General features: G+C 33.5%; 27 protein-coding genes. 17 read left to right on the plus strand and 10 right to left on the minus strand.

Annotated elements, in window-relative coordinates:
- Nucleotides 1–203 precede the first annotated feature (203 nt).
- Nucleotides 204–398, plus strand: coding sequence for a hypothetical protein (locus tag ACSVDA_RS22825; protein ID WP_485886434.1), 195 nt, complete (start codon nt 204–206; stop codon nt 396–398).
- A gap of 414 nt (nt 399–812) precedes the next feature.
- Nucleotides 813–1,979, plus strand: a complete 1,167-nt coding sequence (locus ACSVDA_RS22830) for an ABC transporter permease (RefSeq protein ID WP_485886436.1) — start codon at nt 813–815, stop codon at nt 1,977–1,979.
- Between the two features lie 94 nt (nt 1,980–2,073).
- On the opposite strand, the gene ACSVDA_RS22835 is transcribed toward ACSVDA_RS22830, so the two are convergent.
- Complete coding sequence (locus ACSVDA_RS22835) at nt 2,074–3,057, minus strand: methyl-accepting chemotaxis protein (protein WP_485886438.1); 984 nt, start codon at nt 3,055–3,057, stop codon at nt 2,074–2,076.
- Nucleotides 3,058–3,641: 584 nt separating this feature from the next.
- Here ACSVDA_RS22835 and ACSVDA_RS22840 point away from each other — a divergent pair.
- A complete protein-coding gene (locus tag ACSVDA_RS22840) occupies nt 3,642–4,523 on the plus strand; it encodes an SMP-30/gluconolactonase/LRE family protein (RefSeq protein ID WP_485886440.1) in 882 nt (293 codons plus the stop codon).
- 248 nt (nt 4,524–4,771) lie between these two features.
- Here the strand turns inward: ACSVDA_RS22840 and ACSVDA_RS22845 are convergent, their stop codons facing one another.
- Nucleotides 4,772–5,428 (minus strand): Type 1 glutamine amidotransferase-like domain-containing protein, encoded by a 657-nt coding sequence (locus ACSVDA_RS22845; protein WP_485886442.1) that lies wholly within the window; start codon nt 5,426–5,428, stop codon nt 4,772–4,774.
- 649 nt (nt 5,429–6,077) lie between these two features.
- Nucleotides 6,078–7,016 carry a helix-turn-helix transcriptional regulator gene (locus ACSVDA_RS22850; protein ID WP_485886444.1) on the minus strand — a complete coding sequence of 313 codons (939 nt, stop codon included), beginning with the start codon at nt 7,014–7,016 and terminating at the stop codon, nt 6,078–6,080.
- 110 nt (nt 7,017–7,126) lie between these two features.
- Between ACSVDA_RS22850 and ACSVDA_RS22855 the strand changes: the two genes are divergently transcribed.
- From ACSVDA_RS22855 to ACSVDA_RS22890, 8 genes are all read left to right on the plus strand, one after another.
- Nucleotides 7,127–7,465 (plus strand): SH3 domain-containing protein, encoded by a 339-nt coding sequence (locus tag ACSVDA_RS22855; RefSeq protein ID WP_485886446.1) that lies wholly within the window; start codon nt 7,127–7,129, stop codon nt 7,463–7,465.
- 527 nt (nt 7,466–7,992) lie between these two features.
- On the plus strand, nt 7,993–8,493 hold the full coding sequence (locus ACSVDA_RS22860) for a GyrI-like domain-containing protein (protein ID WP_485886448.1): 501 nt from the start codon (nt 7,993–7,995) through the stop codon (nt 8,491–8,493).
- A 246-nt stretch (nt 8,494–8,739) separates the two neighbouring features.
- Entirely contained in the window at nt 8,740–9,216 is a 477-nt protein-coding gene (locus ACSVDA_RS22865; protein WP_485886450.1) for a DinB family protein, read from the plus strand.
- An 86-nt stretch (nt 9,217–9,302) separates the two neighbouring features.
- Nucleotides 9,303–9,791 (plus strand): GyrI-like domain-containing protein, encoded by a 489-nt coding sequence (locus ACSVDA_RS22870; protein ID WP_485886452.1) that lies wholly within the window; start codon nt 9,303–9,305, stop codon nt 9,789–9,791.
- 456 nt (nt 9,792–10,247) lie between these two features.
- The gene (locus tag ACSVDA_RS22875; protein WP_485886453.1) at nt 10,248–11,006 is read left to right on the plus strand and encodes a methyltransferase domain-containing protein; all 759 of its coding nucleotides are present in this window, start codon (nt 10,248–10,250) and stop codon (nt 11,004–11,006) included.
- A 149-nt stretch (nt 11,007–11,155) separates the two neighbouring features.
- Nucleotides 11,156–11,857, plus strand: a complete 702-nt coding sequence (locus ACSVDA_RS22880; protein ID WP_485886455.1) for an SMI1/KNR4 family protein — start codon at nt 11,156–11,158, stop codon at nt 11,855–11,857.
- 24 nt (nt 11,858–11,881) lie between these two features.
- Entirely contained in the window at nt 11,882–12,370 is a 489-nt protein-coding gene (locus ACSVDA_RS22885; RefSeq protein WP_485886457.1) for a GNAT family N-acetyltransferase, read from the plus strand.
- A gap of 291 nt (nt 12,371–12,661) precedes the next feature.
- Nucleotides 12,662–14,335: a M4 family metallopeptidase gene (locus tag ACSVDA_RS22890; RefSeq protein WP_485886459.1), complete on the plus strand. Its 1,674-nt coding sequence runs from the start codon at nt 12,662–12,664 to the stop codon at nt 14,333–14,335.
- Between the two features lie 254 nt (nt 14,336–14,589).
- On the opposite strand, the gene ACSVDA_RS22895 is transcribed toward ACSVDA_RS22890, so the two are convergent.
- From ACSVDA_RS22895 to ACSVDA_RS22915, 5 genes are all read right to left on the minus strand, one after another.
- On the minus strand, nt 14,590–15,237 hold the full coding sequence (locus tag ACSVDA_RS22895; RefSeq protein WP_485886461.1) for an SdpI family protein: 648 nt from the start codon (nt 15,235–15,237) through the stop codon (nt 14,590–14,592).
- A gap of 3 nt (nt 15,238–15,240) precedes the next feature.
- Complete coding sequence (locus ACSVDA_RS22900; protein ID WP_320210908.1) at nt 15,241–15,510, minus strand: autorepressor SdpR family transcription factor; 270 nt, start codon at nt 15,508–15,510, stop codon at nt 15,241–15,243.
- Between the two features lie 242 nt (nt 15,511–15,752).
- Entirely contained in the window at nt 15,753–16,487 is a 735-nt protein-coding gene (pyrH, locus tag ACSVDA_RS22905) for a UMP kinase (protein WP_485886463.1), read from the minus strand.
- Nucleotides 16,488–16,583: 96 nt separating this feature from the next.
- On the minus strand, nt 16,584–16,733 hold the full coding sequence (locus ACSVDA_RS22910) for a hypothetical protein (RefSeq protein WP_485886465.1): 150 nt from the start codon (nt 16,731–16,733) through the stop codon (nt 16,584–16,586).
- 3 nt (nt 16,734–16,736) lie between these two features.
- Complete coding sequence (locus tag ACSVDA_RS22915; RefSeq protein ID WP_485886467.1) at nt 16,737–16,982, minus strand: hypothetical protein; 246 nt, start codon at nt 16,980–16,982, stop codon at nt 16,737–16,739.
- Between the two features lie 1,258 nt (nt 16,983–18,240).
- Here ACSVDA_RS22915 and ACSVDA_RS22920 point away from each other — a divergent pair.
- From ACSVDA_RS22920 to arsC, 3 genes are read left to right on the plus strand one after another with little or no spacing between them, the layout of a single operon-like run.
- On the plus strand, nt 18,241–18,624 hold the full coding sequence (locus ACSVDA_RS22920) for an ArsR/SmtB family transcription factor (RefSeq protein ID WP_320259360.1): 384 nt from the start codon (nt 18,241–18,243) through the stop codon (nt 18,622–18,624).
- A 30-nt stretch (nt 18,625–18,654) separates the two neighbouring features.
- Nucleotides 18,655–19,293: an aquaporin gene (locus ACSVDA_RS22925; RefSeq protein WP_485886469.1), complete on the plus strand. Its 639-nt coding sequence runs from the start codon at nt 18,655–18,657 to the stop codon at nt 19,291–19,293.
- 14 nt (nt 19,294–19,307) lie between these two features.
- Nucleotides 19,308–19,727 carry an arsenate reductase (thioredoxin) gene (arsC, locus tag ACSVDA_RS22930; protein WP_485886471.1) on the plus strand — a complete coding sequence of 140 codons (420 nt, stop codon included), beginning with the start codon at nt 19,308–19,310 and terminating at the stop codon, nt 19,725–19,727.
- 28 nt (nt 19,728–19,755) lie between these two features.
- Here arsC and ACSVDA_RS22935 read toward each other — a convergent pair whose 3' ends face one another.
- A complete protein-coding gene (locus tag ACSVDA_RS22935) occupies nt 19,756–20,958 on the minus strand; it encodes a cytochrome P450 (protein ID WP_485886473.1) in 1,203 nt (400 codons plus the stop codon).
- Nucleotides 20,959–21,158: 200 nt separating this feature from the next.
- Between ACSVDA_RS22935 and ACSVDA_RS22940 the strand changes: the two genes are divergently transcribed.
- On the plus strand, nt 21,159–21,572 hold the full coding sequence (locus ACSVDA_RS22940) for a MarR family winged helix-turn-helix transcriptional regulator (RefSeq protein WP_485886475.1): 414 nt from the start codon (nt 21,159–21,161) through the stop codon (nt 21,570–21,572).
- Nucleotides 21,563–21,898 (plus strand): DUF3147 family protein, encoded by a 336-nt coding sequence (locus tag ACSVDA_RS22945; protein ID WP_320210914.1) that lies wholly within the window; start codon nt 21,563–21,565, stop codon nt 21,896–21,898. Before ACSVDA_RS22940 ends, ACSVDA_RS22945 begins: the two co-directional genes overlap by 10 nt.
- Nucleotides 21,899–22,146: 248 nt before the next feature.
- On the opposite strand, the gene ACSVDA_RS22950 is transcribed toward ACSVDA_RS22945, so the two are convergent.
- Complete coding sequence (locus ACSVDA_RS22950; RefSeq protein ID WP_485886477.1) at nt 22,147–22,812, minus strand: hypothetical protein; 666 nt, start codon at nt 22,810–22,812, stop codon at nt 22,147–22,149.
- 202 nt (nt 22,813–23,014) lie between these two features.
- Here ACSVDA_RS22950 and ACSVDA_RS22955 point away from each other — a divergent pair, with 202 nt between their 5' ends.
- Nucleotides 23,015–23,269, plus strand: a complete 255-nt coding sequence (locus ACSVDA_RS22955) for a DUF1871 family protein (RefSeq protein ID WP_485886479.1) — start codon at nt 23,015–23,017, stop codon at nt 23,267–23,269.
- Nucleotides 23,270–23,443 lie beyond the last annotated feature (174 nt).

Genomic DNA, 23,443 nt, shown 5'->3' on the forward strand with positions numbered 1-23,443 from the left:
AGAAGTTTCAAGCGTTTTAGAGCTAAAATCTTATTAGCTCATAAGTATAAAAAAGTGGGTGTTCATGTTGGATAGGGCGAAGAGAACTTGCTTCACCCCAACATTTGACGTTGAACCTTATTTAAAACTTTTATTCTGTCGATTTCGTTTAAGTTTTTAGGTAAATACTAGTGATAAGTGAGGGTGTGAAAATTAGCGTGAAAGTGAATAAAAAGTCTTTTATATATATTGGCATTGTCTTAATAGTAATCTTCTTTGGCTACTCAGTTTACACGAATGAAAATAACAATCAAACGTTAGTACAAGAATGTAAAGATAGGGGGATGTATCCTGAATATGAAAGAGGTTTTTTAACTTTTTCTTCTACTGTTTCTTGTTTAGATAGGCTATCAAAATAAACTATAATATTATCATTTGAAGTAATTCCATCGTAAGGACATTTAATAAGAAGGCCAATTTCTCATTTGAATCTTGGGAGGTTGGTCTTTTGTTTTTGCTTAATCATTTGCAGAACTTACATCATTTATTTTAATTAATAATTAACATCCTATTATTTACAATTATATTTTTAAAACTTTTTTTATTATCATCTCGTTTAACTAACCGAGGTAATAAAAAAGAAGGACTTGTATACTACTAGCGGTCATTTTTATCTGCACTGCAAGATTGGTCAATATAAAGTTTGAAAGGTGTTCCACTTGAATTTAACAATTGAAAATATCTTAAACAGGTTTGTAGATAATTTATATTTTATTTGAGTTATTAACACCGAACCTTGAAGATTTCTATTTATTAGAACAGGAGGTAGTACGATGAAACAACTAGTGAAATATGAACTATACAAAATTTTTAGACAAAAAGGGATATACATTTTGATAATACTTATGTTTTTCCTTTTTGGTATGATGATGTTTAATGAATCGAGAATCCCTAATAACCTGGATACTTCTGCTGTAGATATTAAGGAAGAACTTCATGGAGTTGCAAAAAAGTGGGAGGGAAAAATAACAGAACAGAAGATAGAAGATGCCTCGGAAATTTCACAATTGCTTGAGGCTAAAGTACAGCAGAAATATGAAGAAAATAATAAAGGAGTAATGACGGAATTAACATCAGAAGAAGTTGCTGAATACTTTATCCTAAATAAAATAATTATTGCAAGATCATATTTAGAAGACTATAAGATAACTATGAAAGGATTCGATGATAAGTTAAATACGCTAAATAAAAATGATTTCACTTATAAGGAAGCTTTGTTAGAAAAGGAAATGTTAGAAAACTTGGATGTAGATACTTTCAAGTATAATGAAGGACCAAAAAATACAATTGGTTTCGCCAGTGGTTACGCCACTTATTTTACAGGATTAATTATGCTAGTCGGACTGGCTTCAGTTTTTGTAAATGAAACAAGTACTGGAATGGACCAATTGATATACAGCACACGCCATGGACGCAAAATAATTGTTACTGCAAAAATAATTGCTGCAACGGTTTTGATCTTAGTTATTACATTGTCATGGGTTATTTTTGATGTGTTAATGAACACATACATTTATGGGACAAGTGGATGGAGTTCATCTATACAAAATTTAGGATATCCTCAATCTCCTTATAGCCTAACTGGTCTAGAGTATTTTGGTATTCAAATCAGTGCTCACATACTCGCTGCAATTGCTTTTATGGCTTTCATATTAGTAGTGTCAGCACTATCGAAAAGTGTACTCGTATCTTTTATTATTAGTGCATTAGTCTTCATCTTGCCATCTATCTCTATGCCTATTCCATTATGGGAATATGTGAAGAAGTATAGCTTTGGAAGTTTTATGTCTGCTTCAGAATTTATAAACCCATTTCATGCAATAAATGTTGTTGGAGTCCCAATATTAGATCCAATTGTTCACTATCCACTAGTTGCACTCCTAGCAATCATTTTTACAATTGTAGTTTACAAAACGATTCGAAGAAAACAAGTTTCATAAGGGAATATTCACATAATAATGATTATGTAACTGAAAGACCAGCTAATGCTTACAAGATTAGCTGGTTTTAGTTGCCCAATAAATTTATATTATGCTATTTTTCCTTATCATGATTAGTATCTTCTTGCGCTTTATGGATAATTCCACTAATGCCAGCTGCAAGTTTTGAATCAACTATTTCAGCATCTTCAATATGCTTGAGAATCGTTTCATTAATTTCATCAAAAACAAACTTAGTGTCATTTATTTGCTGAATGACCTCTTTAGAAAAGGCTGTTTGTTCATTAATTGCTTGAAGTACGCTATTTACTTCTTCTTGTTCTTGTTCCATTATTAGTAAATTGTTATTTATTTTTGAAGTTGTTTCAGCACTTAATTCAATTCCTTTATCAACTAAAGAAGAGCTCTTTGTCGTTTCATTTAAGGCACTACTTATTTCACCTTGTATATGACTTGTAAGTTCAGCAATGTTCTTAGTACTTAACGCTGTGCTTTCAGCTAGTTTTCTAACTTCTTCTGCCACGACAGCGAAGCCTTTACCTTGTTCACCGGCACGTGCTGCTTCAATAGATGCATTTAATGCAAGTAGATTTGTTTGATCGGCAATATCGTTTATAACATTGACGATATTTTCAATTTCTTTAGATCTAATACCAAGCTGTGTCATACTCTCAGAAGCATTATTCGTTTGATCACCTAATTGTTTAATGAGAGCTTCTACTTCAATAACAGAATCTCTACCTATTTTTGACTGCTCGACCATTTTGGTTGTAGAGGCTATAAGTGATTCTCCTTTATTGATAACAGATGTAGAAATGTCATTGGATTGAATACTTAAATTTTGAACTTGTTCAAAACGGCTTTTTATTGTTTTTACCAAGGAATCTAATACTTGATGTTGATCATTAACGACTTGATGTTGATCAACCGTCGCAACTAAGTCTGTTTGTAATTGTGCTAGAAACTCATTTGTCATCATTTCTTGTTGTTTTTTCTCTAATTCTAGTATTCTTACTTTTTCTTCTAGTTCATCTATGTGCTTTAGTAAATCTTTCGTCTTTTTTGTTTTTATTAACATATCGGTGCCTCCTGAGCTTTTTTCCTACTAAGTTATATTTTGTCATATTATGTGTGATTTTGTCGAGATTAAGAGAACATGTAATTATAATTTAAATGAAAGAGAATGAAGGGAATATGTATAAATTAGAGGAAATGTCATAAAAAAGTAGTAATTAATAAGTTAACATTAAAATTGAAATTGTAAATCATTTTATGAAAGAGCAAGAGGTTCAGCTTGCACGACCAATCGAGTTTACGGTGTGAACAACGAAATAATCTTTCTAATTAAATAATGTAATCAGATCATTAGCTTACAATGGTTTGAATTTATATGACATAGAGTAGCAAAATTTACCAGATGAGCCGTGGTGGAACTATTTAGAGTCTAAATGGGGTTTGGCAACCTGATTAAAGAAATAATAGGGTTTATCTATGAATTAGATAATTATAGTATAATACCAATCCAAACTGCTATTGCACCCAATTTATATCCCAGTCTGGTGGGTAGCCTGACCTACAATACTTATTTGTGTTTTTTATAACAGCCATTATAAAGCTTTGTTCGGGAAGCATTGTATATTAAATTGAATTGGAGCGAGTCACTTGTTTGATAAAATTGAGCTAGTAGTAGATGCACAGGCAACGTTAGGAGAAGGCCCGTGCTGGGATAGTAAAACTCAACAATTGTATTGGGTTGATATATTTGAAAGAAAACTATTCGTTTATGATTCTCATTCTGGTGAAAATAGACAAATACAGTTGAATAAACTTGTAGGTGCAGTCGTTCCTAAGGAAGCAGGAGGGCTTATTTTAGCGATGGAAGATGGCTTCTTTTCAATGAATGTTGAAACAGAAAGAATTCAGCTGATAAATGATCCAGAAAGTCACCTTCCTGAAAATCGATTTAATGATGGGAAGTGTGATCCTGCAGGACGTTTTTGGGCAGGAACGACCGATAGAAACTTGAAAATGAACGAGAATGGCGCGCTTTATTGTTTAAATACAGATTTAAGTGTTGTAAAGAAACGGACACGTGTAAATATATCTAACGGACTAACGTGGTCCCCTGACCATAAACATATGTACTATATAGATACTTTAACTAAGAAAGTAATTAGGTTTGATTATGATATTTCGACTGGTCAAATAAAAGATCCGATTGATATTATTTTCTTTCGTAACGGCGATGGATTACCAGACGGTATGACGAGTGATGAGGAGGGTAAACTATGGATTGCCCATTGGGGAGGATCAAAGGTTTCAAGATGGGATCCAAGCACAGGTGAACAAATAAGCAAAATATACGTTCCAGCAAAAAATGTGACGTCTTGCGTATTTGGTGGCAAAGACTTAAATGAATTATATATTACAACAGCTAGATCAAGAACTTCCGAGCAAGATCTAGCGATTTATCCACATGCAGGAGGGCTATTCAAAGTAGTCACTGATGTAAAGGGAAGTGGGACATACCGGTTTGGAGGCTAATAGTCACTCAAAAGTGAACTTTGCCAAAGAGTTTAACTCTCATCAATTGATGAGAGTTAAACTCTTGATTTTCCCCTATGTATCGTTAGGGAAAGTTTTTTAAAAGTAAAAGCAAATCTCGTAAACTTATTTTTTGCTAACAATAGACAGATAATGAGTTTTAAAAGAGCTCAATAATTGTAAAAGTAGTAAGATGCCAAGAGCGTTAGTCGTATACTTGCTTATACATTAGAACAAAAAAGCAACAATTAATTTGAACTCATTTTTATGGAGTGAACAGAACTTCCTATATTTCTTAAATGTTCTTCGTTCTTAAATACAACACATGCATTTTCGTCAATGCCATAGCCAAATGGAATAGAAGTCTGATTCAAAGCACTATGCAAATAAGGTTCCTGCTTGTCCTCTGTATAATGTACACCTATAAGGATATTGGAAAGTAGACCAATACCTTTAATCATCTCAATTTCCTTAGTTTTAGATTCGTCAGGTGAGATAAAACTATCTGTTAATGAAATGAGTGCACCAGCAGAGCAGCCTGCGACAGGAATGCCATTGTAATAATGTTCTTTTATTAACTGTTTTATTGGTGACTTTGTATATTGTTTATGGTATTCGTATGTACTTCCACCACCTATGAAAATCCCCGTAGATTGAGCTAATGTATTTGTAGCTTGCTCGTAATCTAGTTGATTATTTTCGTCTGGCATAATGACAGAATAGCTATTAATACCTATCTCCTCCCAAGTCTGTGCATAGTACGATAAGTATTCTTTCCACTTAGGAGAATAAGTGATTAATAATGCAATATGAGCTTTTTTGCCCCTACATTTTTGAACAAACGTTTGATTAGCTTGTAATAATGAAGGGCTTCCACCAAATAAAAATAAATATCTGTCTTTCATTACATTCACTCCGAACGGGGTGTATTTTTTATTAGACTACTTACGTAAACTTTGTTGCTATTGAGATTAATTTAGGGCAGCAATAAATAAATTTAAGGAATTGACCTTATTATAAACGAGAAAAGATGCAACGAAAGCTTAGCTAATACGTATTTATTTCTAAGTACGAAAAGCAACAATCAATGAAAACAACCTTTTACTAAGACTCTTTTCGTAAACTTTGTTGCTATTGAGAATAATTTAGGACAGCAATAAATAAATTTAAGGAATTGACCTTATTATAAACGAGAAAAGATGCAACGAAAGCTTAGCTAATACGTATTTATTTCTAAGTACGAAAAGCAACAATCAATGCGAAAACAACCTTTTACTAAGGCTCTTTTCGTAAACTTGTTGCTATTAAGATTAATGTAGGACAGCCATAAATAAATTTATGGAATTGAACTTATTATAAACGAGAAAAGATGCCACGAAAGCTTAGCTAATACTTATTTATTTCTAAGTACGAAAAGCAACAATCAATGCGAAACAATCTTTTACTAAATAAGAACAGATTTCTCCTATATAGAGAAAAACATCAATTAAACATCCGAATAAATGGTTGCCTCATCTACTGTAACATAAGCCAAATCATCCGATGGCTACTTACTCAGTATATGTCGTTTAAATCGCCAAGGATTTTTTTCATTTCTATAATTAGTTGCTCCGGCCCTTCAACTCGCGCATGTTTACCTAGACTAATAAAAAAAGAAGCGTAATATTCTAGATCGGGTTTGGTGATTTGAGTATATAAGTTACCTATGCCATCTTGTTCTTCGACAATACTCTGTTCTAAGAATGGGTCGTTTTTACAAATTTTCACACCTTCACGACTAAGCTTTACTTTGAGTGAAACCTTTTCAGGCTCTTTACCCATATATGACCAATTGTGAATGTTGAACTTACTTAAGTCCACACCCTCATGTTCTTCAACGATGGTTGCATTTATAATTCGATCAGCTCTAAATAAGCGTGTATCTTCTCTCTTGAAGCAATATGCAGGGCAGTACCAATGCCCATTTTGTGAAAAAATACCGACAGGCTGAATGGTTCTAGTTGATTTTCCTTTTATTGAGTCATAGGTAATTTGAACAACCAGTTGATTAATGGAAGCATCTAGTAATAATTGTAAGCAAGGAGATGACTGCTGTCTTTGTTGTGTATAAAAGACAAAACGCTGTTCCATTTCCTCAATTCGTTTTTTTACATCACTCGTTAAGTAATGATGAAACTTTTTTAATGCAGATTTAGCATCTGTTTCAAAGGGAAGATCGTTATAGTATTGGAGTGACTGGTTTGCAAAGAACATTGCAATCGCTTCATTTTCAGTAAATGCAATTGGAGGAAGAATGCGTTCTTTGATAATTTTGTATCCTCCTCCTGCACCAACTTCTGAATATAGTGGGACACCTAGTTCTTGTAGATCAAGTAAGTCCCGTTGAATTGTACGAAGTGATACACCAAATTCATCTGCTAACTCTTTTGCAGTAAATACCCGCTTGGAGTTAATGACCATCATTAATTCCACTAACCTCTTCGATTTATTCATTCAATACAGCCCCCTGATTAGTCCCACCTTTATACGCTTAATATATCATATTAATACGTCAATAATTGTCGTAATTATAAGTTAAGATCTAAATGAAGGGAGGTAAATGTATGTATTATATAGTAGCGAGGAGTCATAAAACGAATTATCCCAATCCTATTACTTTGATGAAGGGTCAAGCAATTGTTGTAAGTGAAAAAAGAGAGGGATATTGGATCTATTGTAAAACAACAGATGAGGCAATGGAAGGATGGGTTCCAGAAATCCTTATTAAAATTGATGGAGACACAGCGTTTGTCTCGGAAAATTATACAGCAAGGGAACTAAATATAGACGTAAATGAAAAGGTTATTGGATTAAAGGAACTTTATGGTTGGGTATGGTGTCGTAACGTTAGCAATGATGAAGAGGGTTGGGTGCCAGCCGATCATCTAAAACCAATAGTTTAAAAAACTATTAGTCTGTTGGATTCGTAAAAATTTACTACTCATATTTATTTAAGTCGTGGCATCTTTTCATCTTAAATACGAGAAAATCGGAGGTTAGTTAGTAAACATAGTAGCAAAGTTACGTAAAGAACTTTTTAACAGTTTGATATTAATAATGGGTCTTAAGCTAAAATTCTTAAATGTCTATCTGCACATAACCACAATGTGCCTTCATGAGGAATGTCTCCAATGTTTGTCTGGGATAACTTAAGCGAGAGGCCTTTTCTTACGGCTTGATATGGGGAATTAATCTTTGTGATAAAATTTGTTGCTTTTTCACGTGATTTTGAGTAACTCATATGTATTATGTGATTGTTATAGTCTTTGGAGAGGAAAAGATGCCCTAAAGCTTAGTTGTATTTTTCTATAGCTTGCTATTTTTAGCGATAAGGAGCTAATAAATAATTTGGAAAAATATAATAAATACGACATTAGTTGTCGCTATTATTAACTAAGATGAAAGTGTAAAAGAAAAGGAGGAATAAATAATGAATATTAAAACGAATGAAATGAAGCTTGAACCGACAATTAAAGAGATGGACGAGATGGTGGTTGTAGGACTAGAATGTCATACTTCAATGACTGAAATGCAAAAAAATAATCCGATTCATGGTTTATGGATGGACTTTATGTCTTTGGAAAATAGCATTCCTTTCCGAAAAGACAAAAATGTAACGTATGGCGTTTGCTACGATGAAAATAAAGAAACAGGTGATTTTGTTTACGCTGCGGCTGTTGAAGTAGAAAAGGTGGATCAATTGTCAGATAAGCTAGTGACAAAAACAATTCCTGCACAGCGCTATTTAGTATTTACTCATAAAGGGCTAATAAGTGAACTTGGTAAAACATTTGGCTATATTTTTGAAGATTGGCTGCCGCAATCTAATTATGAAGTCGTTAACTCAGCTTCATTTGAGTTATATGGCGAGAGATTTCTTGGACCAGATAATGATCAATCGGAGACCGATATTTACATCCCGATAAAATAGCATATGAAGTAATGGTTGTGAAAAAATATGTCGTTTATTTTACTAATAAACAAGAAGAGCGTTGTGCTTGCATATTTGTATTCAAAGATGTTCAAGTACATTTGATATCGATGAACCAGCTGAAGGTTGGTAATTGTCAATATTTAAGCCCTTAATAGACAAACATAATTTCTACAACATATAGGGTGACTCACTTAAAGATAACTAATTTGAGTCACCCTTATGCTATGAAAGGAAGGTTATAATATGAAACCAGAGACGATCATTGAACGCATCAACAGTTTTGAAGGATTTATTCATTTTGTAGAGTCCTTACGGAATATGGAGAATGAGAAGTGGGGACTGCCAATTGCTGAGGGAAAGTGGACTGTGAGAGACATCATCGCGCATATCATGCTTTGGGACAAATATTTTCTTGAAAATGCAATACGTAAGATAAAATCACAACAACCTTTAACTAGTCGTCATGTTAATTTTGATGACTTTAATAATAATGCGGTTCAATATGGGAAGACAAAAGATAAAGATACACTTATTAGTGAGACAATAAGTTATCGTCGAGAAATTATTGAACATTTAACTTCCGTGCCACGTGAAAACTATGAACACAAGTATGTAGATGAAGACGGGAATCATTTTACTATCAAAAGCTATCTCGATGGCTTTATCCCCCATGATAGCCACCATAAATCTCAAATTGAACAATATTTAAATAAACCATAATTAATATCTCTGCATAGATGAGGTCATACTGTAAAACACCTATTGTTAGATCGCACTTATACTATTTAGATAGAGGAGGCTTTTTCGTGTCTAACACACTTACAAAAAGTAATGTTATAGCAAGAGAAGGTTTTGATTTCGTAGGCAATTGTACAAGAACAACTAATAAAGTTGAAATGACAGCAGATAGACGTATCCCTAAACTATGGGACGATTTTTACAAAAATGAAGTTTTAGAAGCTATTACTCATAAGAAGAATTCGAATGTATTAGCAATCTATACTGATTACGAGACAAATGAACATGGTGCTTATACCTTTGCATTAGGTGCAGAAGTCAGGGACAACAATCTAGTGCCGAATGGGATGGAATCAATACAAGTTCCTGATCAAAAATATATTGTATTTACAACTCGAAAAGGTCCTTTACCGGGAGTAATTATAGAGGCTTGGGAGGAAATTTGGAAATGGTCGGAGCAGAGTGCAAGAGCCTATGGAGCTGACTTTGAACTATACGACGAAAGAGCAATGGACCCAAATAATAGTCAGGTTGATATTTATATATGTGTGAAATGAACTACAAAACATTTAACTAGTATTGAAGAGGGAAACTTAAAGCTTACGTAACTAGCAGTTAGGAAGTTGTACTTTATAAAATAAGACTTGTACGTACATTCCCACGTTCTCTTCTTTATCTTGGTTTTCACACCTTTGGTGAGCGTGGGTGAAATCCTACTACATCCTCATAGCTCCAGTTCTGAAGGAGCAATCTGAACTTATAGGCTGAAGTAAATATTCATTCACCATTTATACATCTGTACGCTCCGAAGTGTTTCCGCTTTAGTGAGGTTAATATGATAAAATATGGTAAACTATTGTATATAGGAATTCTTTAGTACTAGTATTTTTAAACGAGAGGTATAGATAATGATATTGTTAGAACATGAAATATAACAACTTTGTTGCTATCCTAGAGGACCTCCTTCCTAAATTGTTATACTGTACAATTTTGAAAATTTAGGAGGAGAAATAATGGTGGCAGTAAAATTTGAAGAATATATAAACGACGTGAATGAGAATTTTTCAGGTTGGGATTTTTCCTTTATAACTGGAACTGGGCGAATGAAAAGCAGTCTACTTTCCTGGTCTTACGGAAGCATGGCTAGGCAATTAATGAAGCATGCAAGTTCTATGTTAGATATGGGCACAGGTGGCGGAGAATTTTTGTCAAAGCTTCAACCATTTCCTGAGACAGTTTATGCTACAGAAGGGTACAAATTAAATATTCCGATCGCAAAAAAACATTTAGAGCCTATGGGAGTTACAGTGGTTTCAGTTGAAGAAGATTCTAATTTGCCATTTTGCGATAGTCAGTTTAACGTTATTTTAAATCAACATGAATCTTATTGTCCTGAAGAAGTTAGAAGAATAATAAAGTCTAATGGGGTATTTTTAACTCAACAAGTTGGTGGCTTGGATTGTCTAGGGATTAATGAAACACTAGGGTCTTCGATAAATAATGAATTTAAAGACTGGAATCTGACTACGGCAATGACTGACTTGGTGAACAATCATTTTGAAATTTTGTATTGTAAAGAAGAATTTCCAACACAGCGTTTTTTTGATATAGGTGCCCTTATGTATTACTTAAAAGCAATACCGTGGCAAGTACCAGATTTTAGTGTAGAACAATATTATAAAAACTTATACACCATTCATAAACATATACAATCTAAAGGTTTTTTTGATGTAAACCAGCATAGATTTGTCATTAAAGCTCTTGCAAAATAGAAAATATAAGTTTAATAGTATATATGTTGTTACACAAGGTCTTCTTATTAGAAGACCTTGTTATATATTCAAAAACTCCTTCAACAAAGGGTAGTGTACAGATAGTATAATGATTGAAGGAATCAGTCATTCACAGAGGAAGGTAATTAATGTTAACTAGAGATTATAAAGTTTGGAAGGCTGATCTTGAGAATTTCTTGTTAAGATTAGTTGGAGGGCAGCATCAAAACTCTTTAGAAATTGCTCATCCAGCTACAGAAGATGAAATAAAGACTATAGAGCACCAATTGGGGATACTTATTCCACAAGATTTTCGGCATGTATTGCTTCATTTTTCTAAACATCTACACTTTTATTGGTTTTTGAATAATATAACCTATCCAATGACACGACAATCAAATTTCATTGATAAGGCTTGCTTTAACATGGGGAATGTAGACCAACGTATTATTGATTGTGGAGGAATATTGGATAACCCTTTGTGGTCCATACAAAACCTTATAAGCTATGAAAATGCCAGAGAGACATACGAATTTTTAGATGATGATGATACATTCGAAAAAAAATATTGGGAAAATTGTTTACTGTTCACATCTTTCGGAAATGGTAGTTACTTAGGAATTGATCTAAAGTATAATGTTGGTGAAATTATCTATTTAACGACTAGTTATCATATGCATGGCTTAAGGTTAGGTGGAAATTTCTATACTTTTTTTAATAACTGGATAAAACTTGGTTGTGCTGGACATTGGGGAGAAGATTTTTACTTATTTAGTACAAAAGATAAGCCATATGTAAATGAACAATCTGTAAATGCTACTGGATGGAAAAAATGGATAGGTATCATTTAAGAAGCTATTAAGGAGTTGACCTATATGGCAGTATCATTAGATCCGGCTTTGCAAGAACAAAAGCACGTATTAAAAAATCTGTATTCACTCTACCTTCATGATTTATCAAAATTTACTTCTAGTTTAAATATTACTAGTGACGGAATATTTGAGATGGAGGAATTGAATATATTTTGGGATACAGCTGGTTTTTCTCCATTTTTTATAAAACAAGGTGAAATGATTATTGGTTTTGTTTTACTTTTAGAAAGACCTTTTTTAAAAGGACAATATGATTACTGTATTAATGACATCTTTATACTTAATAAATATAGGGGAAAAGGAAATGGAATAAATGTAGTAAAAGAGCTTTTTGAGCAGAAGAAAGGGAAGTATTATGTAATTGAGCTTGCTAGCAATGAATCAGCTGTATCTTTTTGGAATGGTATTTATAAAAAGATGAATATAAAATATGAAAACAGCAGAGATGTGATAGATGAAGAGGAATGTTTTGTTCAAACTTTTCAAGTTTAAGTAAAATACCTATTTAGTTCAGATAGGGCAAAAGTCTTGAAAAAGTTATTGTTAATATTTTCAGAATATAAGATTTTATAAGATTATAACCTTAATTTTGGTATTTTACTACTTAAATAGTAGTGTTTTTTTTTGTTTATATTGACGGAATTTTTGTATTTTTATAAAATTTATTCATAAGTTTATACATTTCGGCCGAGATGTATTTTTATTTTTTTGCTTTAATATAACTATTTCTATGAGAAAACTATACTTTTGAATAAAAAAACTAGAATATAAAGAGGTGTAAGCATGAAAAATAAGAAAAAATTAATGACTACTGTATTAGCGAGTTCATTAGCATTAGGCACTTTTGTTGCGCCTACGGTAAGCTATGTATCTGCAAAATCTATTAATCAAGTAGAAAAGGCCGCTGAAAAGGTAAACTGGAGTGAAAAAGTTAATGCCCCTGAATTCGTTTCTGGTAAATTAACAGAACCTTCAAATAATAAATCGGAAGATATACTCTTTAGCTATATTGATAGTAAGAAAGATATCTTTAAGATTGATGATATAGCAAAGAATTCGTTTATTGTTAAAGAAAGTAAGAAGGATGATTTAGGCTACACGTTTATCCGTTTGCAACAAGTATTTAAAGGTACGCCAGTATTTGGTGCTACGTTGACAGCACATATTGATCAAGATGGTGTTTTGACAGCTATTTCTGGAACCGCACTTCCAGAGCTAGAAAAAAAGAATTCATTAAAAAAAGAGCAAAAAGTAGCTAAAAAAGACGCGGTTGCGATAGCGGAAGAGAACTTATTAGCATCCTTAGCTGACGTACCTGAATACGAAAAAAACCCGAAGGCAGAACTAGTCATCTATTCTGATGGTGAGATTGCTAACTATGCATATGCAGTAAACTTCCTTTTCTTCTATCCTGAGTTAGGAAACGTTGATTATTTTGTAGATGCTGTTACAGGTGAAGTGTTAGCGAAGCATAATAATATTCATACAGCAGAAGATTCTGTTGGAACTGGTGTAGGTGTGTTGGGGGATCAAAAGTCTTTAAATACTTCTTTTGATGGAACTGCATACTCATTAATTGATAATACCCGCGGTAATGGAATCTTTACCTATGATGCTGAAAATAAAATTAATGACAAAAACTATAGAACTAAGCTCCCTGGTAGTCTTTGGGTAGATACTGATAATTTATTCACAGATAGTTATGACAGCGCCGCAGTTGATGCCCATTATTATGCAGGTATCACTTATGATTATTTTAAAGATGTCTTTGGAAGAGACAGCTATGATGGAAACGGTGCACCAATAAAATCGACAGTACATTTTGGTAGAAGTTATAATAACGCTGCTTGGGTAGGCACCCAAATGATTTATGGAGACGGTGATGGGAGACAATTCCTACCTCTATCAGGGTCACTTGATGTAGTTGGACATGAGTTGACACATGCGGTAACGGATTTTAGTGCAAATTTAATTTATCAAAATGAGTCTGGCGCAATTAATGAATCAATGTCAGATGTATTTGGAACATTAGTCGAATACCATGTAGGCTTGAACCCTGATTGGGATATGGGTGAAGATGTTTATACTCCAGGGGTAGATGGGGATGCATTACGTTCAATGTCAGACCCTACTAAATATGGTGATCCAGATCATTATGCAGACAGATATACTGGTACAGGGGACAATGGTGGTGTTCACATTAATAGTGGTATTGCTAACAAGGCGGCATATTTAATAAGTGAAGGTGGAACACACAGCGGAACGACAGTTACAGGTATTGGGAAAGATAAGCTCGGTCAAATTTATTATCGAGCACTTACACAATATTTAACTGAATCATCTACATTTAGTCAGTTACGCTCATCTTTAATCCAATCTGCTACTGACTTGTATGGAGATAATGGCTCTGAAGTTGCAGCAATTTCAGCAGCATTTGATGCAGTAGGAGTACAATAATTATAAGTTGAGGCTTTTTTCTAAACTATGTTGCTATTGTCACCAAATTATCATACTGGTTTAAACGTTAGATATCGATTTTCTACACACAATAAAGGTGCCGATGGTGATGTACGTATTTATTACATGATTCGAAAACAACATTTAATGCGAAAACAGCCTAAGTAACAAATAGAGGATATCTTAAAAGTGTAGGGCTATATGTCCAACAACTTCCTTAAGTATCCTCTATTTTTTTATGTGTAATATCCTCGTTATATCGTTTTATTAGTAGGGGGCATATTGTGCTTTTTATAAATACCATATGAACCTAATAGCATAATGAGAAGTATCATTCCTAGGACGATAAAGAATGTGATTAGTAGTACTTTTGGTGTTAAGAAAATAAGAGGGAGCATGAGTATTCCTCCCACGAAGAGAACTTTTGCTAGAAAAAATCGAATGTTATTCCATGATTCATTTATAGCTGAATTTAATGGTGACACATTGTCAGTGTTTATTTTAAATTGTTGAATAACATTTCCAGTTACGATAAAAATTAACGCTAAACATAATGGTAATAGGAATAAAATGTTAACTTCATACCCTAAACCGTTTACGACCACTCCAATATAAACAGCAAAAACAATAAGCATCACTACCGTTAAAATCTTTTCAACATTGTGTTGAAATCTTCTGTATTGAGATTTTTTTTGTAAAACCCATGAAATAATAATGGCTGACAGATAAACGGTGATGACAGATATTATTAAGCTAAACAGGACATTGATTGTTGAAGTATAACTACTTGGTGTTCCAAAGTTGTTAAATTTATTAGGTAGCTGCTCTGGTAAATATGGGTATAGTAACAAACTTGATCCAATTACCACAATAACGACAACTCTTGTGATCCATTTACTCATCGTTTAATCCTCCTTGTTTTGAAATTGTAAAACCCATTTCATTAAATCTTGAAAGACAGTCGTGTTAAGTGAATAAATAATGTACTGGCCCTTTCGTTCATCCCATACTAGGTCTGCTTGTTTTAACAAATTCAAATGACGTGAAATGCTTGGCTTAGTCATATTAAAATGTTCAGCAATTTCTCCGGCTGTTAAGTCTTTGTTTTTTAGTAAATCTAAAATTTTTCGGCGGGTAGGATCAGACAAAGCTTTGAAGGCCAAATTTAGAGACATAGAAGTTCCCCCAAGATTGTTTTTTATTTCAACATTTAACTAATTAGCTAAATGTTAATTTAAATTTTACTGTGGTTGGATTTATTTGTCAATGTAAAATTGAAAAAATTTACTTTTTGTAAAGGGTGAATAAACAAATAGCCTTAAATGAATAATGAATCAAAGCTACAAAATTGAATAGAATAATAGCTTTGATCCATAACAGGTTTTGAGGACAGGTCACATAGATTTAGAATATATTATTATAATGTTGTTGTCTCTTTATCGTTAATTATCGTGCCACATTGAAAGCCCTCGCATATTTTCTTCATAGAGCCTACTTGATCAAAGTTAAATATGTGTACAGGTAAATGATGGTCTCTTGCTAACAGTAATGCGGATTGGTCCATTACTTTAATATCTTCTTTGACGATATCATTGTAGTTTAATGTGCGGAACATTTTAGCTTGTGGATTGGCGTTCGGATCTGAATCAAAAACGCCTGAAGTACCTTGCTTTGCTACTAGTATGGCATCACTATTCATTTCAATAGCTCTTTGCACACTCGGATAATCGGTCGTAACAAACGGTTGGCCGTTTCCACCTCCAAAAATAATAATATAACCTTTATTTAAATGCTGGAGTGCGCGCAACCTTATATATGGCTCAGCAACAGATGTTACAGGAATAGATGTCATAACCCTCACTTCTTTGTTCGTAGTCGATGTCAGAACGCCACGTAGCATTAGACTATTAATAATTGTTCCTAATGTTCCTATATTATCTGCTTCCACACGGTCGATTCCCCACACGTCAGCTAAGTGACCACGAAAGATGTTTCCTCCACCAATCACAATGGATACCTCAATGCCCATATTTACAATACTTAATACTTCTTTAGCAATATGATTTAATTTTTCAATGGAAAAGTTTTCACCATTGTTATCGCTAAGTGCTCCTCCACTTAATTTCAATAGAACTCTATTGTAATTGTTCAACTCATCAATCCTCCAATATGTATAATATAGTTTGATTCTTTAAAGAGCACATTTTTAAGTTGTGGTGATCACATTTAATACGATTTTCTAAGTCACTCAATTTAAGCTTAAAGTTTTTCCAATTAATATCTGTTCCACAAAAGGAAGCCCTCCGTTAATAATTGATTTAATAGTTTCTTCTGACATTTGTCCACCATCTTTACTAGCAGTTACTAACATCACTTCAGAATTGGTACTTTCTGACATTAATTAATTAAATTCAACTTTCGTAATGAGAGGTTCTTGAATATATGATGGAAAAACCAATGTGAAATAATAATCTTCATCTGTATAATTATTAATTTCAAATTGAAATTCCAGCTGTATTCGGTCATCGAACTCTGTTACTTTACTTTCTGTTTTTATGATTTCATAAGGTTTTTCTTCACCACAAGCTGTGAGAACAATACTAATTAAAAGAATTAATGGAAACAACAGGTGAATAGTCCTGTGCAAAACAATTTCTCCTCCCGAAATTAGTTTCTGAAACCTATGTTTTTGAAAACTCTTAATCGTTCGTTTAATGACGACGAGATGATTAATGTTGATAATAGTGGGGGGCATAGCTTAGTCATTTTGCTAGGTGTCCTTCGTGGAGATTATTTCCGGTTTTTGTAATACTCTAGCATGCTGGTACTGCGTAAAGCTCTTTTGTAAGCTCTGTTGCTTAAGTAACTGATGACTTTTTTATGTCTATAGAGAAGAAAGGTTCCCAAAACGTTCGTTATATTTTTGTATAGCTCTTATTACAAGGGTGTTTTCGTACTAATAAATACAACTATTGTTTTGTGGATCTATTTTTCTATATATGATGATAATCACATAAGACTTCTTTTTTACTGGAGTAATTTTGTATTAATAACAACAAAGTTTACTAAAAGCAACTCTACGCGAAAACAGCCTTGTGTATTTAGCTCAAACTGTCTAAATTATACTATTTATGAAACGTATGTCAATATGTAGTCATAAACTAACTATTAATATTAATATAGTTATATGAAATGGAAATCAGATGAATTGTAATTTTACGCTTAATCATTATATGTCTACGGCAAATTCAAATTAATTTATAAAATGAAAAAACTGATAATTCGTAAATATTTTAGGAAACAATTTCGATGTTACTTAGCAAATGCATGAATGCATTTATGGAAGAGCTATACAAGAAAAAATGTTAAATCGTTAATAGTGGGTGACATTATAGAAACAAGTACATATACATAACAATGGCAAAGGGTTAATTAAGGGAGGACAAATACAGAGATACAGTATTTATCAAAATGCAGGGGCGTAAGCTTGTACATGAGCATTTGAGTAATATGGAGAAGTTTCATTAGCAAATTTCTTTTGGCTCTTTTCATAAACTCTGTTGTTTTTTACTAAAAAGGGATAGTATAAAGAGTTTTTTGAGAGCTCAATAATTTTAAAAGTAGAAAAGATGCCACGAACGTTATATATACGAGTTTATAACTAAGAACGAAAAGTAACATTCAATGCGAAAACACCCCTAATTTATGATAAAGCTATGTAATTTTATGAAGGGTTATATGAAAGAATGAGTTGACGTATTTATATAAGCATTCTATTATATAAGCATATATTTATATTCTTATGATAACTAAGTTTTAAAACTGAAAAAGTGATACACTTTGAATGATCTAGCTTAGAACAACAAATCGTTTAAACAAGAAAAAGTTCATACGTATTTCTCAGGATGAAAATAAAGCAACCTTTACTAAAGGGGGAGGACAAAATAGAATTACCTCATATTGAAATTGAGCATATGGCTAAGCAGATGAAATTGTTAGGTGATAAGACCCGCTTATCAATCATTGCACTTCTTTATCATGATGAATTTTGCGTATGTGAATTCGTAGATATTTTTGGAATGAGTCAGCCTGCAGTTAGTCAGCATTTGCGGAAATTGAAAGATAGTGGCCTTGTGAAAGAAAATCGAAAAAGTCAATGGATGATCTATTCTTTAAATACTGATAGTCAATACTATCCATTGATTCAAGATATGATGAAGTTCTTGCCCGATCAACTCGAAAAAATTAAAGAGCTTGAAAACAAGGGGTTACGCATATCATGTAAGTAGCCGAAAATGTATAGTAAAGGTAGTTGAAATATGAGAAAGAAGTTAATTTCAGAATATTTAGGGACGTATTTTTTAGTATTCGCTGGGACTGGTGCGATCATCATTAATAGCATTACAAATAGCTTGACACATATAGGTATTGCGATTACGTTTGGGCTAGTAGTGATGGCATTAATTTATACGTTTGGGCACGTTTCTGGTGCACATTTTAATCCTGCTGTTACTGCTGCATTTATAGTTAATGGTGATATTGAATTAAGAGAAGGGTTATACTATATCATCATCCAATTTCTCGCTGGAATCAGTGCAAGTGCATCGCTCTTATTGTTATTTGGGGATGTGGCAAATTTAGGTGCCACGCTTCCACATGGTTCAGCAACCCAATCTTTCTTATTAGAAATCATTTTAACCTTTTTTCTTATGATGGTTATCTTTGGATCTGCAATACATGGCAAGGCTGTCAAATCCTTTGCAGGTATTGCGATTGGAGCGACTGTTGGACTCGAGGCGATGTTTGCAGGTCCTATTAGTGGAGCCTCGATGAACCCTGCACGCTCTCTCGGGCCTGCATTAATTTCGGGAACATTCGATCATCTATGGGTTTATATCATTGCTACCACAATTGGAGCAGTCGCTGCTGCAGTAGTATACAAAACAATTCACGAATAAAAGGAGATAATACAATGACTAAAAAAAAGATCTACTTCTTATGTACTGGTAATTCATGTCGTAGCCAAATGGCTGAAGGTTGGGGTAAAAAATATTTAAGTGACGAATGGGATGTATATAGCGCTGGCCTTGAAGCACACGGTTTAAATCCAAATGCTGTGAAGGCGATGAATGAAGTTGGGATAGATATTTCTGAACAAACATCTGATGTCATCGATACAGAGATTCTACATTCCTCTGATTTAGTCGTTACACTATGTGGTCATGCTGATGAACATTGTCCGGTTACACCTCCTCAAGTAAAACGTGTTCACTGGGGCTTTGATGACCCTGCAAAAGCGGAAGGATCAGAAGCAGAACGATGGGCATTTTTCCAACGTGTCCGTGATGAAATAGGTGAAAGAATAAAAAAATTCTCAGAAGAAGGAAGATAAAAAAGCAGAGGGTCAGTCACCCACCACTTTAAAGCGGTGGGTGACTGACCTCTATTTTTAATTTCTTTAAGCCATATACGACGGGACTATTTATAGGTTCTATTGCCATATCATCTGCAAATTTCATTTCTGGAAAATGCCTAATTAATTTAGTTAAAGCTATTCTTGCTTCCATACGTGCAAGAGGTGCACCTAAACAAAAGTGTACACCTTTTCCAAATGCTAGATGAGGATTTGATGAACGGTCTAGTAGGAACTGGTCAGCTTGAGGAAATTTAGTTTCATCTCGATTGGCTGAACCAATATGTGCAACAACATAATCACCTGCTTTTAACAATTGTCCATGAAGTTCGATGTCTTGTTTAACGATCCGTTCCATTGCTTGAACAGGGGATCTGTATCTTAATACTTCTTCTATCGCAGGTACGAGCAATTGCTCATTTTGTTTTAGTTGTTCAAAAATAGTTCGATCGTCAAGAAAACAATAAACTGCATTTGTAATAAGGTTCGTTGTAGTCTCATTTCCAGCAACGAGCAATAATATACAAAAACCAATCAATTCATTTTGTGTTAATTTCTTGCCATCAACTTCAGCTTGAAGAAGTATTGAAATAATGTCATCTGAAAAATTGTTTCGTTTATGGTTAATCATTTCTGCGAAGAAGCTCGTAAGGTCATTGATAGTAGAAGCATATTTTTCTTGCGCTGCCTTAATGGCTTCCTCTGACGTATCAGAAACCCCTTCAACGATATTATCCGACCATTCTTTAAATAAATGTAGTTCTTCAGTAGGAACACCCAGTATATTTGCAATAATAATAACAGGCAAAGGCATTGAAAATTCGTTGACGAGGTCAAAAGAATGTTTTCCATGTAAGTCTTCAATTAGCATATTTGAAATCCGTTCAATTTTTGACTCCCATGATTGCATTGCTTTAGGAGTGAATGACTTATTAACTAAATCTCTCATTTGTTTATGTCTAGGTGGATCGATAAAAAGTATACTTTCTCCGAAAGGGTCATTATCCTGCCCCTGATATCGAGCTGAAGAAAAATATTTATAATTACTTAAAATAAAGCTTACATCATCATATTTAAACGCATCCCAATAGTTATACTCTGTATGTAAATGAATAGGATGATCTTTCCTCATTTTTTTGTACCATTCAAATGGCTCCCATTTTGTATACATCAAATGCTCAGTATCATTAATACCAATAACATTATCCAACTCGACACTCACCCTTCACTTTAAAATGGAAAATCTAAATATAATTATTCAAGTTAGAACTGTTATATACCTTCCTTCAAACAGTAATTCTTCAAGGGCAATATTAATAAAGGAAATATGGAAGTTGACAAATTACATTAAATTATATATCGTAATATACAGATATATCGTATAATAAGATATTATAGAGGTGAACCTAAATGGATGAAGTAAAACGAGTGAATGATGCTTGGACAGATATATATTATTATTTGCATATGACACATAAGGAAACGATCTCCCATCAAGCAATACGCATACTTCAGCATCTTGAGAAGAAGGGGAATTTGACAATAGGGGACATTTCGAAATATATGGAAATTAGTCATAATACTGCTTCCGAGCATGTGAAGAGGCTTATTCAAAAAGGCTATGTGAACAAAATGAGAGATAATAACGATGAACGTAGGGTGTATGTATTTCTTTCAAAACTAGGCCTGGATATTATTCATAAGCATTCAAGACTGGATGAGGAAAAATTGACAGCTATCTTTTCATCTATTTCTCCAGAGCAGCTACAAATGATTGATCAAGCATTTAACGTATTGCAGGAGGAGGCTGCTAAATGTACGTGATGGTAAAAATTTTAGTTTCTGCATTGATAATTGGTATTGTGACAGAAGTAGCGCGCAAATATCCATCGTATGGAGGTATTATTGCTGCGTTACCTCTCGTAAGTTTACTTAGCTTAATATGGTTGTCATTTCAAGGTGAATCGTTAGTGAACTTAAGCAAATTTACAACAGGGGTACTAATCGGCATACCAGCTACAGTTGTTTTACTAGTAATTGTCGGGATATGTTTAAAATTAGCAATGCCACTAGTGTTTTCAATCGGATTAGGGGTTATTGGTTGGGCTGGCTTCTTATTTGTACAACAGCTTGTTATGAAAGTAGTTTGAACACATTTTATGAAAATAATCAAGCAAAGCCAAAGATAGCATATCTTTGGCTTTGCTGAAGTTCTTTCTAAATTAGCTGTGTGCTATTAAATGTTGTTTTTCGTATTAACAAATAAACATGTATACAACTAGGCTTCGGGGCATCTTTTCTTCTATAAAACGATGTTTTCTTTCCTACAATTTTATAGGAGCTATAGCAACAAAGTTTACGAAAAGAGCCTTCCAATTAGTTAATAAAGAAATTTTATTTATAGACTATCATCATTAGAGTTTATACTATTTAAGATGTCCTCTTTTAATAGTTCTTTAACCTCTTCAAGTGTTTTACCTTCTGTATCGATACCATGCTTTTCAGCTCGGTCATACAATCTATCTTGGCGCTGTTCGAGCAATAAATCAACTAGTTCTTCAGTTGTCTTACCTGTCGTATCTATGTCTAGTTCTGATGCACGATCAAGTATTTTAGCTTCTTTCTCTTCATCAGTTAAAGTGTTCCATTTTTCAGCAAATTGTTCTTGGTTCATTCTTTTGCCATGAGCTCTACCACTAGGAGCTTGGTCTTTAAGTAACTCCTTTACTTCATCAGCAGTTTTACCTTCTGTGTCAATTCCCTGTTCTTCTGCGTGGTCAAATAGGCGCTGTTGGCGTTGATCGTTAATTGAATCTATTACTTCATCAACAGTTTTTCCATCAGTATCAATCCCAAACTCTGCTGCTCTTTCAAAAATTCTAGTTTCTTTTTCTTCATCAGATAGTTGACTCCATTTTTCAACGAAACTATCTTTATTCATCACCTGTTTTTGATTTTGTCCTCTTTGAAACAAACCACCGTTCTCATTAGCAAATGCATGACTAGCTCCTATTCCACCTAAAGTTAATGCACCAGCAAGTGCAAATAATCCAATTTTTTTCACTTTTTTTCCTCCTCATACGAGATGTAATTATTGTTTCTACACTTATAGAATAGACAAGAATGATGTGTAAACTGTGATAATTTTATGTTAAATTATGTGATTAACTCGTTGGTGCACACAACAAGTATTACGAGGAAAATTGATATAAAATCATAACCACGTTATTATTAAAGTTAAATATGTAAGATAAAAGGTGAGGAGCATGGAGAATACGAATATTAAGCTGATGTTAAAATTACAAAGCTGGGATCCATTAGGCTATGGTATTGGCTTTTATGAAACTGAAAATATAGATGTACTACAAGCCGTACATGAATTAAATGACAGAAGTGTTTTGGCGAAACGCATTCAATCAATTTATGAAAATTCCTTTGAGGAGTTAATTCCACTTAGTGAATGTGAAATCATGGCGCAGGAGCTTTCGCAGATTGCTAACACAGAAATTTGTGATTTGTAAATGGAACAATCGTCAGGTGGATTAGTTGTTGAATAAGCAGGGAATTTAATATTTTAGAGGCTGGGACAAAACCCAACTCTGATATGAAAAAGCCGGTGAAATTTTACGACGAGTAAAATTTCACCGGCTTTGATTATTTTTGAATTAAAATAAGGACCACTTCTGATAAAATAA

The organism is Cytobacillus sp. Hm23 (assembly GCF_051842895.1).
Taxonomy (GTDB): Bacteria; Bacillota; Bacilli; order Bacillales; family SM2101; genus Nanhaiella.

Coding starts and splice junctions, on each gene's coding strand:
- arsC (WP_485886471.1), top strand. CDS start 19,308: ATGACTAAAAAAAAGATCTACTTCTTATGTACTGGTAATTCATGTCGT.
- ACSVDA_RS22925 (WP_485886469.1), top strand. CDS start 18,655: ATGAGAAAGAAGTTAATTTCAGAATATTTAGGGACGTATTTTTTAGTA.
- ACSVDA_RS22910 (WP_485886465.1), bottom strand. CDS start 16,733: ATGTCAGAAAGTACCAATTCTGAAGTGATGTTAGTAACTGCTAGTAAA.
- ACSVDA_RS22830 (WP_485886436.1), top strand. CDS start 813: ATGAAACAACTAGTGAAATATGAACTATACAAAATTTTTAGACAAAAA.
- ACSVDA_RS22845 (WP_485886442.1), bottom strand. CDS start 5,428: ATGAAAGACAGATATTTATTTTTATTTGGTGGAAGCCCTTCATTATTA.
- ACSVDA_RS22885 (WP_485886457.1), top strand. CDS start 11,882: ATGGCAGTATCATTAGATCCGGCTTTGCAAGAACAAAAGCACGTATTA.
- ACSVDA_RS22940 (WP_485886475.1), top strand. CDS start 21,159: ATGGATGAAGTAAAACGAGTGAATGATGCTTGGACAGATATATATTAT.
- ACSVDA_RS22890 (WP_485886459.1), top strand. CDS start 12,662: ATGAAAAATAAGAAAAAATTAATGACTACTGTATTAGCGAGTTCATTA.
- ACSVDA_RS22945 (WP_320210914.1), top strand. CDS start 21,563: ATGTACGTGATGGTAAAAATTTTAGTTTCTGCATTGATAATTGGTATT.
- ACSVDA_RS22835 (WP_485886438.1), bottom strand. CDS start 3,057: ATGTTAATAAAAACAAAAAAGACGAAAGATTTACTAAAGCACATAGAT.
- ACSVDA_RS22875 (WP_485886453.1), top strand. CDS start 10,248: ATGGTGGCAGTAAAATTTGAAGAATATATAAACGACGTGAATGAGAAT.
- ACSVDA_RS22860 (WP_485886448.1), top strand. CDS start 7,993: ATGAATATTAAAACGAATGAAATGAAGCTTGAACCGACAATTAAAGAG.
- ACSVDA_RS22900 (WP_320210908.1), bottom strand. CDS start 15,510: ATGTCTCTAAATTTGGCCTTCAAAGCTTTGTCTGATCCTACCCGCCGA.
- ACSVDA_RS22855 (WP_485886446.1), top strand. CDS start 7,127: ATGTATTATATAGTAGCGAGGAGTCATAAAACGAATTATCCCAATCCT.
- ACSVDA_RS22955 (WP_485886479.1), top strand. CDS start 23,015: ATGGAGAATACGAATATTAAGCTGATGTTAAAATTACAAAGCTGGGAT.
- ACSVDA_RS22865 (WP_485886450.1), top strand. CDS start 8,740: ATGAAACCAGAGACGATCATTGAACGCATCAACAGTTTTGAAGGATTT.
- ACSVDA_RS22850 (WP_485886444.1), bottom strand. CDS start 7,016: ATGAATAAATCGAAGAGGTTAGTGGAATTAATGATGGTCATTAACTCC.
- ACSVDA_RS22920 (WP_320259360.1), top strand. CDS start 18,241: ATGAAAATAAAGCAACCTTTACTAAAGGGGGAGGACAAAATAGAATTA.
- ACSVDA_RS22895 (WP_485886461.1), bottom strand. CDS start 15,237: ATGAGTAAATGGATCACAAGAGTTGTCGTTATTGTGGTAATTGGATCA.
- ACSVDA_RS22880 (WP_485886455.1), top strand. CDS start 11,156: ATGTTAACTAGAGATTATAAAGTTTGGAAGGCTGATCTTGAGAATTTC.